Here is a 14,159-nt window from a genome sequence, read left to right as displayed (position 1 = left end):
TTTTATGTTTTGCAAATAGACCATCGGGGACGGTTCTCGCCGGCGAGAACCGTCCCCGATGGTCTATTTAATTTACACCAGAACATCCTGCATGGAATAAAGTCCTGCAGCCTTTCCGTTAAGGAACTTAGCGGCGTTGAGGGCGCCGTTTGCGAAAATGTTTCTGGAATAAGCTGTGTGATTGAAGGTGATGACTTCGTCTTCACCGGCAAAAATGATGTCATGAACACCGGCGATGGTTCCGCCGCGAACGGCACTTACACCGATTTCGTCATGAGGACGGGCCTCACGGCGGCTTGAACGGTCATAAACGTAGTCAAGTTTGTTGTCGAGAGCTTCATTTACAGCATCAGCAAGGGCAATTGCTGTTCCTGACGGAGCATCTGCCTTTCTTCTGTGGTGCTGCTCAACGATATCGATATCAAAGCCTTTCTCATAAAGCTTCTTAGCAGCTTCCTTCACAAGTGAAAGAAGAAGGTTTACACCGATGGACATATTGGCACTCCTAAGGACAGGAGCCTTCTTTGAAATCTCCTTTACACGGGCAAGCTGCTCCTCTGAAAGACCTGTTGTGCACTGAACGCAGGGTTTTCCGGTCTTCTCCACGTAATCCAGAAGTCCGTTAATGGCAGGTGCCACTGAAAAATCGATGATTACATCAAAATCCTCAGTTACTTTATCGAAGCTGCTGTATACAGGGAATCCAAAAGCAGGATCATCGAAGTGATCCTCACGATCCAAACCTGCTACTATTTCTATGTCATCCATAGTCTTTGCACAGTTTGCAACATTTCTGCCCATAACGCCCATAGCGCCGAAAATCAATACTTTAGTCATTCTTCTCTCCATTCTGCTAAGTTTTATACCCTACAAGCTGTAAAATAACTCCATCTATTACAGTATTTTGAAGCCTAAATGTCTGACATACTAATTTTTATCTGATTGGCTCTATAATACAGCCTATATACTTTTAGCCATCAATTTTTTAAAAACAGCAGTGATCGAATCTGATTTAGGATCACTGCTGTATATTATATTAATATGTTCAATTAAAGATTAAAGAATTCCGTATTTCTCCATCTCTTTCTTGAGAAGCTCCTTTGTGGCATCTGATGCCTCTGTAAGAGGAAGTCTAAGAGAACCAACCTTCTTTCCCTGAAGATTCATTGCTGCCTTAACCGGGATAGGGTTAACCTCTGCAAAAAGAGCCTTGATTAGAGGGAATGCCTTAAGCTGGGCATCAAGTGAACCCTTGACATCACCGTCAAACCACTTCTGGCAGATTTCGTGAGTCTCTCTCGGAGCTACATTGGAAAGCACTGAAATAACTCCTGAGCCGCCAAGTGCAAGAAGAGGAACAACCTCATCATCATCTCCTGAATAAAGAGCAAAATCCTTATCCACAAGAGTCATGAGCTTTGTGCTCATCTCAATATTGCCTGTTGCATCCTTAACACCAACGATGTTCTTTACATTGTTGTAAAGAAAAGCCATGGTCTCCGGCTGTATGGTAACACCGGTTCTTGAAGGAATGTTGTAAAGGATACAGGGAATGCTGATGCTATCAGCTATAGCGGTGAAGTGCTTGATAAGACCGTTCTGTGTAGCCTTGTTATAGTAAGGTGTAACCAGAAGAACTCCGTCTGCTCCGTCCTTTTCAGCCTGCTTTGAAAGCTCTATAGCCGTTGCTGTACAATTACTGCCGGTGCCTGCAATAACCGGAATACGATGTGCAACCTTTTCTATAATGAAACGTACAACATCCATATGCTCTTTTTCTGACATGGTTGAAGCTTCACCTGTTGTACCACATGCAATGATGGCATCTGTACCGCCCTCAACCTGTTCTTCTACAAGTTCTGCCAGTTTATCGTAATTTACTGAACCATCCTCATGAAATGGAGTAATGAGAGCTACTCCTGCCCCTTTAAATATAGCCATAATAACCTCCGTTTTTTAAGGTTTTAAACACTAAACTTAGCCTATTATACAACATGAAGCAAAAACAAGCGACAGAAAATCTGCCGCTTGCCATAATTTTTATTTATTTCAGAAATACTATGAAAAGATTTCATCGAAATGCATTTCTCCGACATCTCACATAGGTGAATCAAACCACAAAATCAGTTTTAGCTGTTCTTACGAGCGATACCTGCTCTCTTTCTGAGGGTAGGATCAAGGATCTTCTTACGTATACGGAGATTCTCAGGAGTTACTTCGAGAAGCTCGTCTGTATCGATGAAGTCGATGCACTGCTCAAGAGACATTATCTTCTTCGGTGTAAGCTTGAGAGCTTCGTCGGAAGATGATGTACGGGTATTGGTAAGGTGCTTGGTCTTGCAGACATTAAGCTCGATATCCTCGGACTTGGGTGACTGACCAATGACCATACCTGAATATACCTTCTCGCCGGGTCCGATGAAAAGAGTTCCTCTTGCCTGAGCCTGGAAAAGACCGTAAGTTACAGCCTCACCGTTCTCGAATGCGATAAGTGAACCCTGGTGACGATATGAAAGCTCTCCTCTGAACTCGCCGTAACCGTCAAACTCAGTGTTGAGGATACCGTTACCCTTTGTGTCAGTCATGAACTCGCCTCTGTAACCGATAAGACCTCTTGAAGGAATATCGAACTCAAGACGTGTGTAGCCTGTTGCAAGAGGGCTCATACCGTTGAGAACACCCTTACGCTGTGTAAGCTTCTGGATAACAGTACCGGTGCAGTCATCGGGAACATCGATGTATGCGATCTCCATAGGCTCCATCTTCTTGCCCTGCTCATTGGTCTTGAAGATAACCTCTGCCTTTGAAACGGCAAACTCGAAGCCCTCACGACGCATAGTCTCGATAAGAACAGAAAGATGAAGCTCTCCACGTCCTGATACCTTCAATGTATCTGCAGAGTCTGTATCCTCTACGCGAAGTGAAACGTCTGTCTGAAGCTCACGCATGAGACGGTCTCTGATATGTCTTGATGTAACGAACTTTCCTTCCTGACCTGCAAGAGGAGAATCGTTAACGATGAAATCCATGGAAATAGTAGGCTCAGTGATCTTCTGGAAAGGAATAGCCTCTGCCTCACCGGTTACAACAGTATCTCCTACATGAAGATCTTCAATTCCGGAAATAGCAACTATCTCACCGCAGGAAGCTTCCTGAACATCTACTCTCTTAAGTCCGTCAAAGGTATAAAGCTTAGTGATTCTTACCTTTGTCTTCTTGTCATGATCATGGTGGTTAACTACAAATGCTTCCTGATTGAGCTTAAGTGTACCATTCTCGATCTTACCGATACCGATACGTCCAACGAACTCATTATAATCAATAGTAGAAACCAGCATCTGAGTATCAGCTTCCGCATCTCCCTCAGGAGCAGGAATATAATCAAGTATAGCCTGGAAAAGAGGCTCCATATCCTTCTCTTCGTCATCAAGATTAGCCTTTGCGAAACCTTCCTTTGAGGAAGCGTAAAGGAACGGGCAGTCAAGCTGCTCGTCGGAAGCATTGAGATCCATCATAAGCTCGAGAACTTCGTCCTCAACCTCTGTAGGACGTGCCTGTGGCTTATCGATCTTGTTGATAACGCAAAGTACAGGAAGTCTGAGATCCAGAGCCTTCTGAAGTACAAATCTTGTCTGAGGCATAGGTCCCTCAAATGCATCAACAAGGAGAATTGCACCATCAACCATCTTTAAGATACGCTCAACCTCGCCACCGAAATCAGCGTGGCCCGGAGTATCAATGATATTGATCTTGGTATCCTTATACGTAACCGCTGTGTTCTTGGAAAGGATGGTGATACCTCTCTCACGCTCAAGAGGGTTGGAATCCATTACACGGATACCTACATCCTGGTTGTCACGGAATACGCCTGACTGCTTTAAAAGTTCATCTACCAGAGTCGTTTTACCGTGATCGACATGGGCGATGATAGCAACGTTACGAATATTTTCTCTCTTCTGCTTCATTCTATTACCTCAGATATTACATTAAAGAAGCGTTTGCTTCTCATTATAAAAAAATCTTAGGCATTATACCACCGGGATTTCTCGATTGCAAGTGTTATACTGCCGCCGGATATCTCCTGTATGTGATTTTGAAACGGAGCGAGCTTAAGTTCAGGCACAAGCCAGGCCATTTTAACATTATTCCCATACTCGGCCTCCGCTTCGGTAATGCCGGTGGTCTCTGTGAAATATTTAATTTTTCCTACCAATGTATATGGAATCTCAGCTTCTGCCCTGTAACCCTCAACCGCTGAGAGCACCACAGCATTGTCAATGGCAGCTTTTGCGGCATTGGTGTAGCTTCTGACCAGTCCTCCGGTCCCGAGAAGGGTCCCACCAAAGTAACGGGTCACTATCATGAGGGCATCATGTATGTCCTGACCCTTCAGAACATTAAGGATCGGCATACCGGCAGTCTGTGAAGGTTCCCCGTCATCGGACTGCTTCATGATCTCATAATTGTCGCCAATCACGTAAGCATAGCAATGATGTCTCGCATCATAATATTTCTTTCTCACAGCATTGATATGTTCCTGGGCTTCTTCCTCAGACTTAACAGGAAACACCTCACCTATAAAACGTGATTTCTTTTCCTCATATTCACCTGTTGCATAGTCTTTAATGTACTTCATAAACTCTGTTTCTTTAATGTAAACCCATCTAAATCAAAACTTTTAATTATAGTAGTACCGCAAAATCAATAAAATATGGTCCTGCATCAACCTACTATCACCACCGGGGCTTCGATGGGGCCTGTCGATCCGGGTGCACCGCTTGGTCCAAATTCTCTGGTCTCAGGTTCTGATGTCTCCACCGTTACCGGAATATCAAACGTAATCGGAAGCTGCGGGGTTGGAGTACTGGATCTTGAGCCATAACCATCATCAGTGCCACGATCCTCTTCTTCAGGTATTTTAATGCTTCCTCCTCTGGTATGAAGCTCGCAATCATCCTTTGGAACTGTGCCTTCGGCAAAATACTCTGTTATCACTGCACTGCCGCGGAAATCATTATAACAACCACGTGACGGGAGCATGCCTGACTTACGGCATACCTTTTCCTGAACGATGCCTTCGGGCTGCTCAAATCCGATATCAGGAAGGCCTTCATGAACTCTTTCCATGATCTTACGCCAGATGTCCTTGTGGAAACCGGAACCTCCGTTGTACTCACCGCTTGCATTGTCAATGAGTGGCTGGTTTTCATCACAGCCTCCCCATACACCACCTATATAATAAGGTGAAAATCCTACAAACCAAATGTCCACATCCTTTGTGGTGGTACCGGATTTTCCCGCAAGACTCATTCCGTCAAAATGGGCTCTTGTGGAGGTAGAATTTACATTTATGGATCCTGAAAATGCTCTGTTTGGAAGCATTGACTGGCTCATGGCGTCTGTTAAAAGAAATGCCGTAGTGGCCTTCATGGCCTGCACCGGTTCATCGAGAGTTGTATCGATGATAACATTACCATTCTGATCTATGATCTTCGTAAAGAACTTTGCTTTATTGAATTTTCCGCCGTTTGCTATGGTTGCATAGGCCTGAGTCAGCTCAAGATTTGTCACACCATTTGTAACACCACCGAGAGCAAGTGCCGGATTCTCATCATCATCAACCAGAGATGTGATACCCAGACTCTCAGCGTACTGGCGACCCTTTTTAGGATCCAGTTGCTCCATAAGACAACGTACCGCAACGATATTAAGGGAATATATGATTCCGTCTCTTATGGTCTGATAGCCAAGAAATCCTTTGCTGTACCAGTTTTTAAAGGTCTTTGTTCCCAATGTATACTCACCGTCATAGAAACTTGTGGCAAGTGTTGCACCGTAAAGATCTATGGCAGGGGCAAAGCTGGAAATAACTTTGAAAGTTGATCCCGGCTGTCTCAAAGTGTTGGTTGCTCTGTTAAGCGACAACGAAAACAGCTTCTCGCCACGTCCTCCGTTTACAGCCTTCACCTGACCTGTATGAGGATCCATAAGTACAAAGGATACCTGTGGCTCCAAAGTTGTGAAAAAGCGTTCACCAAGCTCCACATCTGTATCGGTAAGAAGTTCTGTCTTATATTCATTTATATAATTATGTGCGGACTCTTCCGACTTAAACAAACCATTGAAGGAAATGCCTCTGACATCTTTAATATAATGAAGAAGATCTCTTTCTGAATAGTTGACTATCGTACCGTCATCGTGTTTAACAGTATATCTCCAGGTGATTGAATACTTTGCGGTATCATAATTATCGGGATCATTAACCTCTTCATCAACTATTGCCTGGAGTCTCGGATCCTGTGTGGAATAAATGCTCAGTCCACCTGAATACAGAAGATCCGTAGCTTCCTCCTTTGTGTAACCCAGTCTGTCCTGAAGCTCCTGTACAACCTGCTCTGTAAGCTCATCAACAAAATATGAATATGGCTCCTCCACCTGAGAAGATTTCTGAATGTCTACGTCCTTTATTCGTGCGTAAACATCATCAGCCTTTGCGGCATTATACTGTGCCTCTGTAATATAGCCCTGCTCAAGCATATTGGAGAGAACCTGAGCACGTCTTGCTGCATTTTCCTTTGGATGAGTAATAGGGTTAAGACCTGAAGGATTTTTGGTAATGGCAGCGATTACGGCACATTCAGAAAGATTCAGAGTATTAACTTCTTTATTAAAGTAGCGTCTGGCAGCAACCTTAACTCCGAGAGTGTTGGAACCAAGATTTATGGTGTTCAGATACTCGGTAATAATGCTTTGCTTAAGCTCTTCTTTTGTCATGTTTGGCTGATTTTCAAGCTCCAGAGCCAGATACTGCTCCTGGAACTTTCGGACATATTTTTCAAAGGCACCCTCGTTGAGGCCGCCGCCGAAAACATTGTTCTTTATAAGCTGCTGGGTAATCGTTGATCCGCCGCCGGCCGAGGAATCATCTGAAACAACACCTCTTACGGCACGGAGTATGGATTTAATGTCTATTCCGTTATGTTCCCAGAAACGCTCATCCTCTATGGCAACAAAAGCATTGATCAGATCCTCAGGAATCTGCTCATACTTTACTCTCTCACGGTTAGACCCTTCCTGTACAAGGGTTGCCGTAACGTTTCCCTCAGTATCATAGACCTTGGAGGCATATGCTGTGGGTCCCACATGTATGGACTTAAGGTCCGGTGCAGAATCCAAAACACCTCTGAACATACCAAAGCCGAAAGCAACGGCGATGATACTTCCGAATACTGCTCCGATAATAAGACTCATCTGAAAGAAGTGAGTGATACGGTAACCTATCTTACCTTTGGTGTTATCCAGCGCGTCCAGGGTTTTATCAATATTGTATCTGGTGTAATTTGTCATTTATTTCCTGCCTAAAGTGCCTGAGCAACTTTAAATTTGTATATATGTTTGCTTTATGCATAGTAAAACATTTTAATTATACTAGCCCTTGCAAACCTATGCAATGAAACAGGACTTACAAATATATTTCACTTAATCAAATGGAGGGCATCCATTTAAATGGATGCCCTCCGGCTCTGACCTGCTCTTTCGTAAAGCTGAGATATTTTTTGAACTCAGTTCACAAGTGTTTTGATATAGTCTGCGATTTTCTCGTCCTTGCAGTTGGCGAAGAAAAGCTCTTTAAACTTTTCGCCCCGGAAAGCACCTTTTACAAGTTCTGGATCGAGTTCCTTCAGAACTTCTACGAGGTCCTGTCTCAGGGTGTGCCTGCGAACTTCGTCAAGGATCTTCTTGTTTCTCTGCTCGGGCTCACGTCTCTCTGGTGGGTATCCGCCTCCGAAGGGCTGTGAGAAGAGCTTCTCGAAAATGTAAACCAGGTTCAGGTCTCCGCCCCAGCCGAACTTAAGTGCGAAAGGAAGGGCAACAGCATTACCATCGTTGATCTGTGCAAATGTAAATGCATCCAGCGGATCCTCTACATGTCCGCAGATAACGCCCGGGAATGAGTTAAGTGCAAGCATTGCGCCCTCGCCTGTTCCGCAGCCTGTTACGACAAAATCTGCCGCACCGCTGTTGAGAAGTACAGCTGCAAGGATTCCGTTCTGAACATAGGTGAGCTGTGCTTCGTCTTCTGCACTGTACATACCATAATTATCTACTGTGTAGCCCTTCTCATCTGCGACTTTCTTGAGAGAGCTGTAGATCATGGCATTCTTTCCTGCCTGAGAGTTCTCATTAATTAACGCAATTCTCATTATATTTCTCCTTAATTGCATAAAAGTTAACCGTTTTACTAAACATATTCTAAATCAATTTGTCGGCAATTACAAGAGTAATCCGAATGATTGTATTACAATTTAGGCAAACTCGCGTAATCCGAAGATGTAGGACACCTATTTACTCACACGTAGCTTCGTCTGAAGACTCAGCCCAAAATGTTAAAGCCATCTGGTACAGTTCCGGCAGGAACAGTTCCAGATAGCTTTCAGCGGATTTACACTCCTTCTCCGTTCCAGTCAGGGATAAAACTTTCCTTTGCAACACTTCCGTCCTGGATGAAGGCATTAGTTATACCTTTTTCCATTGCGTGGTTAATAAGGCGCTCGTATTCACGATGTGTGACTTTTCTATTTATCTCGGGATATTTTTCCAGGCGTTCGAATGGAGTGAACTGGTGCATGAGGCTGAGATAGACATCGTCGCCATAAGTGTCATATACGTAATCCACCACAGCTTTTCCGTTTCTCACCATGCCGGGCATCAGGAGATGCCGGACGATGACTCCTTTCTGCATGATTCCGTCATCATTGAACACCGGCTTCGGGCACTGTCTCACCATCTCGGCAAGACTCTCTTTTGCTCTTTCGGGATAATCCCCGGCACCGGAATATTTCTTCGCTTTTTCAGCATCCATATATTTAAAATCGTCCAAGTAGATGTCAGCGAGCCCATCCAGCATACCTAACAGCTCTTTAGTCTCATAACCGGAGCAATTTATAACGTTAGGGATCTTTAGCCCCCGGGTTCTTGCTAAAATCATAGCTTCACGAATCTCCGGAATATAATGGTCCGGAGTTACAAGGTTAATGTTGTTGGCGCCTTTTTCCTCAAGCTCCAGAAAGATTTCAGAAAGGCGGTCAATGCTTACTCTCTTCCCGTTCTCCCCGTGGCTAAGTTCATAGTTCTGACAGAAAACGCATTTAAGCGTACACCCGGAGAAGAAAACAGCGCCGGATCCTTTTGTTCCGGAGATGCAAGGCTCCTCCCAGAAATGAAGTGCCGCTCTCGCCACATATATATCAGAGGAAACTCCGCAGACACCGGTTTTGCCGGCATTTCTTTCTGCTCCGCATTTTCTCGGGCATAGTTCGCAATGCTCCATGAGAGTATGAGGATCAAATTGTGATATATTTTTAAAGTCAGATTGAATCATAGTATTTATCTTGCTGAATCAGCATTTATATATTGAAAATCTATATTTCATAAGCCAAAGGGAAATATGTCCCTCCATATAGAACATATTTCCCTTCAAGTTGTCATTTATTCACCGGGGACGATTCTCGTTAGTGAGAACTGTAACCAATAGATTAGTTTTACTTCCGGAAGTTTGCATTCTTCCTGTTCTCTTCTGCATTTTTTCTGGCCTGCTCGGATTTCGGCATGGAATCGATACGAGCCTTTTCCTTCTGAAGTTCCTGAGCCTTTCGCTTTTCATCCTCCAGTTGTATCTCATCTTCGGTTAAAACGCCGATCTTCAGGTCGTTTTCATTATCATACCACTCAAGGAAGCTGTGCTTCACATGCTGGCGCTTGAATCCGAGGATCTTATTGAGGCTTATATTCTCCATGGCGCTGAATATATTTCGTTCAACGTACGGGTTTGTTTCCTTAAGCTTTTCAATGAGGTGCTTGGTCTCAAGACGCTTTGAGCTTGTCTGTCCGTCAGTGTGGCAGGTTGAGCAGGTGGCTGTAAAATGGCAGGCGCACTGAATAAAGTTAAGGTGATTATAATCTCGCCAATGCTTTATCTCTGCTTCATGTACGAGATAAAGCGGTCTGATGAGCTCCATCCCCGGGAAATTGGTGGAGTGAAGCTTCGGCATCATGGCCTCATACTGTCCGGCGTAAAGCATTCCCATGAGAATTGTCTCGATCACATCATCAAAGTGGTGTCCGAGTGCAATCTTGTTGCAGCCCAGCTTCTGTGCTTCCTTATAAAGGTATCCTCTTCTCATACGCGCGCAGACGTAGCATGGAGACTTTGGAATGTTATAAACCGAATCAAAGATGTTTGTCTCAAAGATGGTAAGAGGGATACCCATGAGCTCTGCATTTCTCTCGATGATCTTGCGGTTCGCCTCATTGTAGCCGGGATCCATGCAGAGGTACACAACCTCAAAAGGAAGCTTGTTGTGACGCTTAAGCTCCTGAAACAGCTTCGCCATAAGCATAGAATCCTTACCGCCGGAAATGCAGACAGCAATCTTGTCTCCCTCTTCCACCAGATTGTAATCACAGATGGCTTTCACGAACATGCCGTAGATATTTCGTTTAAACTTCTTACGAAGTGATTTCTCAATGTCTTCTCGTCTCTGCTCTGAATCAAGGTCTCTCTGTATCTGGCGGAGCACCCATTTACCGTAGCCTCCCTGAAGGCTGTAGGCTTCATACCCCTGATCTGCGAGATTGTCGGCAGCGGCCAGGGAAAGCTCTCCGTACTTACAGTAAAGGACAACTTTTTTGTCTTTGGGGATAACATGATTCTTATCCGCAATATCCACAAGATCTACTCTCATGGCATCCGGCATCTTGCCGGTAAGAAAATCCTGTTCCTCCCGGACATCTATAAGGGTATAGCTCTCCTTAGGCCAGGTTTCAAATTCATCTATTGTTATTTCTCTGATTGTTGCGTCCATATAATCCTCAGTTCTTAATTCCAATTAAAGCATTTTCTCGAAAAAGCACATTTTCCTTTATATAAAAGGCTGCAAAAAATCTCTTGAACAATGCTCCTATATTATCCTCTTCGAAACAGCAACGACGATTATATGTTATGTGCAGGATTTCGGCAAGTACAAACAAAGGACACCGGAAAATATTCCGATGTCCTAATGCAATCATTTTTTATTTTATACTGATCAGTTAAGCTTGATTCCGTTCTTCTTCATAAGATCGCCAAGTGTAGCTGTAGCTGCTCCTGACTCCTTGTAATTTGCGCGGAAGTCGTCACGCTCTTCCTTCTCCTTGCGTTCCTTCTTCTCAGCCTCAAGTGCCTTCATAGAAAGAGAAATCTTTCCGTCCTTGATGGCAATAACCTGAACCTGAACTGTCTGTCCTTCCTTGAGCACATCTGAAGGTGACTTAACACGCTTGTTTGAAATCTCCGATACGTGGAGAAGTCCCTGAACATCATCACCAAGGTCAACGAATGCACCATAATCCTTGAGAGTCTTAACAGTACCTTCTGTTACGAGACCAACCTGAATCTTTGCAGCCTTCTCTTCCTTTGCCTTATCCTGCTCTTCACGAAGAATTTCTCTTGCGGAAAGTACAAGCTTGTTGTTCTCAGGCTCAGCTGTGATAACGCGAACATTGAGCTTCTTGCCGATCCAGTCCTTCAGCTCTTCTTCCTTGATGAAGTTAAGTGAAAGCTTTGAAGCAGGGATAAATGCTCTGAGTCCGTTAACTGTAGCAGTAACACCGCTCTTTACAGCTTCGGCGATCTCTACCTGAATGGTATTCTTATTCTCGAAGTCATCAAGAATCTTCTCCCACTTACTCATGTCAACGCGCTTTGCATTGGCATGTTTCTTGAATGATGCCTCAAGCTCGTCCTTAAAGTCATCCATGGATGGGATTTTCTCCTCAGCAACCTTCTTTACTGTCTCTACAGCTGCCGTAGCTTTTTCCTTAATCTCGGCTGCTGCCGCAACAGCAAGATCCTTTACATCACCGGTTGTAACCGCAAGATCTTCAGCAACATTCTCGGCTGCCTTCTGTGCTTCTGTCTTAACATTCTCGTTCTTGATTTCTTCTGCCATAATCGATGGTACCTCTTTTTTCATTATAATCCCGGGACTCGCCCTATTGCCTTATATTGTAGCACAAAAACGGAAGTTTTACATAATGATTTACTCCAGAAAAATCAAGGGATTATTGCAACTGGAGCAACTAAGCAGCCACTGTCATTTCTTCGATTGGGCGTTTTTGGGCGGCGGCGGTTTCGTAAATGCGGGCGCATATCCGGTAGCGGCGGAAGGTGTTCAGGGCTTTCTTTTCATCGCAGTAGACTTTCCAGAAGCCGCAGGCGAGGCAGTCTCTGCCTTCATGGCGGATGAACTCTTCAACGTCTTTTACGGGGAAGCCCAGGAAAAGACCTATTTCGTGAGGAAAGCAGTCATAGTCGGAAAGGCGCTTCATGAGATATTTAACCTTTTCTTCCAGAGCACTGTCGGTTAATGTCTCTGCATAGGGATAACCGAAGTCCTTCAGAATATTTATCGCTCCGGAATTTGTGAGGTCTCTTTCAAGCTGACTTTTCCGATAAACATATATAAGGGAATTGTTCTTTTTGCTTCTAACTCTCTCTATGAAAACGCCAAGTGAGTTAAGCTTCTCGTTTAGCTCTGAAATCTGCTCTTCCAGAACACTGACAGGCATATCAGATATGTTAAATATTGACCCGGTCTTTAATCCGGCCAGTGTCTGTGAACAGTTTTTCAAAATTTTTTCACTGAGTTCGTCTGCCATAAGCCCTCCGAAATCTCTATTAATAATACTCTACCTTTATCTCCCCGAAGTACGCATCATTGTGTCGATACAAGTACTTCACTTATCCAATATGGGAGGTCGATAAATCGCCTCCCACTAATCCTAAACCTATCAGATTGCAGCAAGCTTCTTGCCGAGCTCTTCACAGGCAGCCTTGGCAGCTTCATCAGGTGTTTCGTTTGCGATTACGCCTTCACCCCCAACTACTGTTGCGCCGGCTTTCTGCATACGCTCAGTCCATGTGCGCATCCATTCACCATCACCCCAGCCATAGGAGCCGAAAAGACCGATCTGCTTTCCATTTGCAAATGCTTCTACCTGAGCTACAAATGGCTCCATCTCACTTTCTTCAAGCTCCTCAGCTCCCATTGCAGGACATCCGAGTGCAAAGCCTGCCACATCCTTAAGTACGTCTGCCGAAACATCAGATACGGAAACAACCTCAGCTGTCTTTCCTGCAGCTTCAATACCCTTGCCTACAGCCTCAGCCATTTCCTGAGTGTTTCCTGACTGTGTCCAGTAAACTACATAAATCTTGTCCATTTTTAAAACCTCCTTGATTCAGCCTCTTTAGCCAATGTTTTTAGTTTGTCTCTGTGGTTAGTCTTTTCTAACCGAAAATTATTATAGGTTAGTTGTCGCTAACTGTCAACGCGCAAGTTAGATGTATCTAACCAAGAACAAAACATCTGTATTCATTCCATATCAATCCTCTTCGCCTTTGTATTTTCTATTGTTTCAGCTGAGAATAATTGGTAAAATCAAGGAGTTGTAAGATATCTCCGATAAAGCACTCATAGCTTTTCACGGGATATTGAGAAGCAATCCAATGGGTATTCCACGGATGCTTTTGTAATCATTTAAATCGAATGAAAGGAATAACTTATGGCAAATCCAATAGTTACTATCACAATGGATGACGGTAAGGACATAAAGATCGAGCTTTATCCCGATATCGCACCAATCACAGTAGAGAATTTTGTAAAGCTTGTTAAAGATGGTTTTTATGATGGTCTTACTTTCCATCGTATAATCCCGGGCTTTATGATTCAGGGCGGAGATCCTGAGGGAACCGGAATGGGCGGTCCGGGCTGGTCTATCAAAGGAGAGTTTTCTTCTAACGGAGTAAAGAATGATCTGAAGCACACCCGCGGAGTCATCTCAATGGCTCGTTCCATGAATCCGAATTCCGCAGGATCTCAGTTCTTCATCATGCACCAGGATTCACCTCATCTTGACGGTGAGTACGCTGCCTTCGGAAAGGTTACAGAGGGCATGGACGAAGTTGACCGTATCGCTTCCATTCCTACCGACTGGAATGACGCCCCTAAAATCTCCGTTACAATGACCAAGGTCACTGTTACAGAATAACTATAATCATTTGAGCAATTCCGCTAGAGATAAGTTCAAACAGAGCCAGAGGGCATCCGATTATAAAT

12 protein-coding genes are annotated in these 14,159 nt (G+C 44.2%); 1 reads left to right on the top strand and 11 read right to left on the bottom strand.

The genetic code is table 11. The features are described from left to right. Positions 1–72 precede the first annotated feature (72 nt). The 11 genes from dapB to BLV86_RS03215 all read right to left on the bottom strand — a co-directional run bounded on the left by dapB (position 73) and on the right by BLV86_RS03215 (position 13,263). A complete protein-coding gene (gene dapB / locus BLV86_RS03265; protein ID WP_090815108.1) occupies positions 73–837 on the bottom strand; it encodes a 4-hydroxy-tetrahydrodipicolinate reductase in 765 nt (254 codons plus the stop codon). 219 nt (positions 838–1,056) lie between these two features. Next, on the bottom strand, positions 1,057–1,941 hold the full coding sequence (dapA, locus tag BLV86_RS03260; protein ID WP_090815107.1) for a 4-hydroxy-tetrahydrodipicolinate synthase: 885 nt from the start codon (positions 1,939–1,941) through the stop codon (positions 1,057–1,059). A gap of 188 nt (positions 1,942–2,129) precedes the next feature. Further along, a complete protein-coding gene (gene typA / locus BLV86_RS03255; protein ID WP_090815106.1) occupies positions 2,130–3,965 on the bottom strand; it encodes a translational GTPase TypA in 1,836 nt (611 codons plus the stop codon). 56 nt (positions 3,966–4,021) lie between these two features. Then, positions 4,022–4,636, bottom strand: coding sequence for a YigZ family protein (locus BLV86_RS17515; RefSeq protein WP_139297873.1), 615 nt, complete (start codon positions 4,634–4,636; stop codon positions 4,022–4,024). A gap of 86 nt (positions 4,637–4,722) precedes the next feature. Further along, positions 4,723–7,347, bottom strand: coding sequence for a transglycosylase domain-containing protein (locus BLV86_RS03245; protein WP_175456429.1), 2,625 nt, complete (start codon positions 7,345–7,347; stop codon positions 4,723–4,725). Between the two features lie 215 nt (positions 7,348–7,562). After that, positions 7,563–8,204 carry an RpiB/LacA/LacB family sugar-phosphate isomerase gene (locus tag BLV86_RS03240; RefSeq protein WP_029200298.1) on the bottom strand — a complete coding sequence of 214 codons (642 nt, stop codon included), beginning with the start codon at positions 8,202–8,204 and terminating at the stop codon, positions 7,563–7,565. Between the two features lie 239 nt (positions 8,205–8,443). After that, positions 8,444–9,382 carry a radical SAM protein gene (locus tag BLV86_RS03235; RefSeq protein ID WP_090815105.1) on the bottom strand — a complete coding sequence of 313 codons (939 nt, stop codon included), beginning with the start codon at positions 9,380–9,382 and terminating at the stop codon, positions 8,444–8,446. Positions 9,383–9,542: 160 nt separating this feature from the next. After that, positions 9,543–10,865, bottom strand: coding sequence for a PP-loop family protein (locus tag BLV86_RS03230; RefSeq protein WP_090815104.1), 1,323 nt, complete (start codon positions 10,863–10,865; stop codon positions 9,543–9,545). Between the two features lie 222 nt (positions 10,866–11,087). Beyond that, positions 11,088–11,990 carry a S1 RNA-binding domain-containing protein gene (locus BLV86_RS03225; protein WP_049962161.1) on the bottom strand — a complete coding sequence of 301 codons (903 nt, stop codon included), beginning with the start codon at positions 11,988–11,990 and terminating at the stop codon, positions 11,088–11,090. Between the two features lie 130 nt (positions 11,991–12,120). Then, complete coding sequence (locus BLV86_RS03220) at positions 12,121–12,699, bottom strand: DUF3793 family protein (protein ID WP_090815103.1); 579 nt, start codon at positions 12,697–12,699, stop codon at positions 12,121–12,123. Positions 12,700–12,831: 132 nt separating this feature from the next. Then, positions 12,832–13,263, bottom strand: a complete 432-nt coding sequence (locus BLV86_RS03215; protein WP_090815102.1) for a flavodoxin — start codon at positions 13,261–13,263, stop codon at positions 12,832–12,834. 342 nt (positions 13,264–13,605) lie between these two features. Here BLV86_RS03215 and BLV86_RS03210 point away from each other — a divergent pair, with 342 nt between their 5' ends. After that, entirely contained in the window at positions 13,606–14,091 is a 486-nt protein-coding gene (locus BLV86_RS03210) for a peptidylprolyl isomerase (RefSeq protein ID WP_175456428.1), read from the top strand. Positions 14,092–14,159 lie beyond the last annotated feature (68 nt).

The organism is Oribacterium sp. KHPX15 (genome assembly GCF_900107835.1).
Taxonomy (GTDB): domain Bacteria; phylum Bacillota; class Clostridia; order Lachnospirales; family Lachnospiraceae; genus Oribacterium.
The sequence above is the reverse complement of the archived record's forward strand: the minus strand, read 5'-3'. Positions and strand labels throughout refer to the sequence as shown.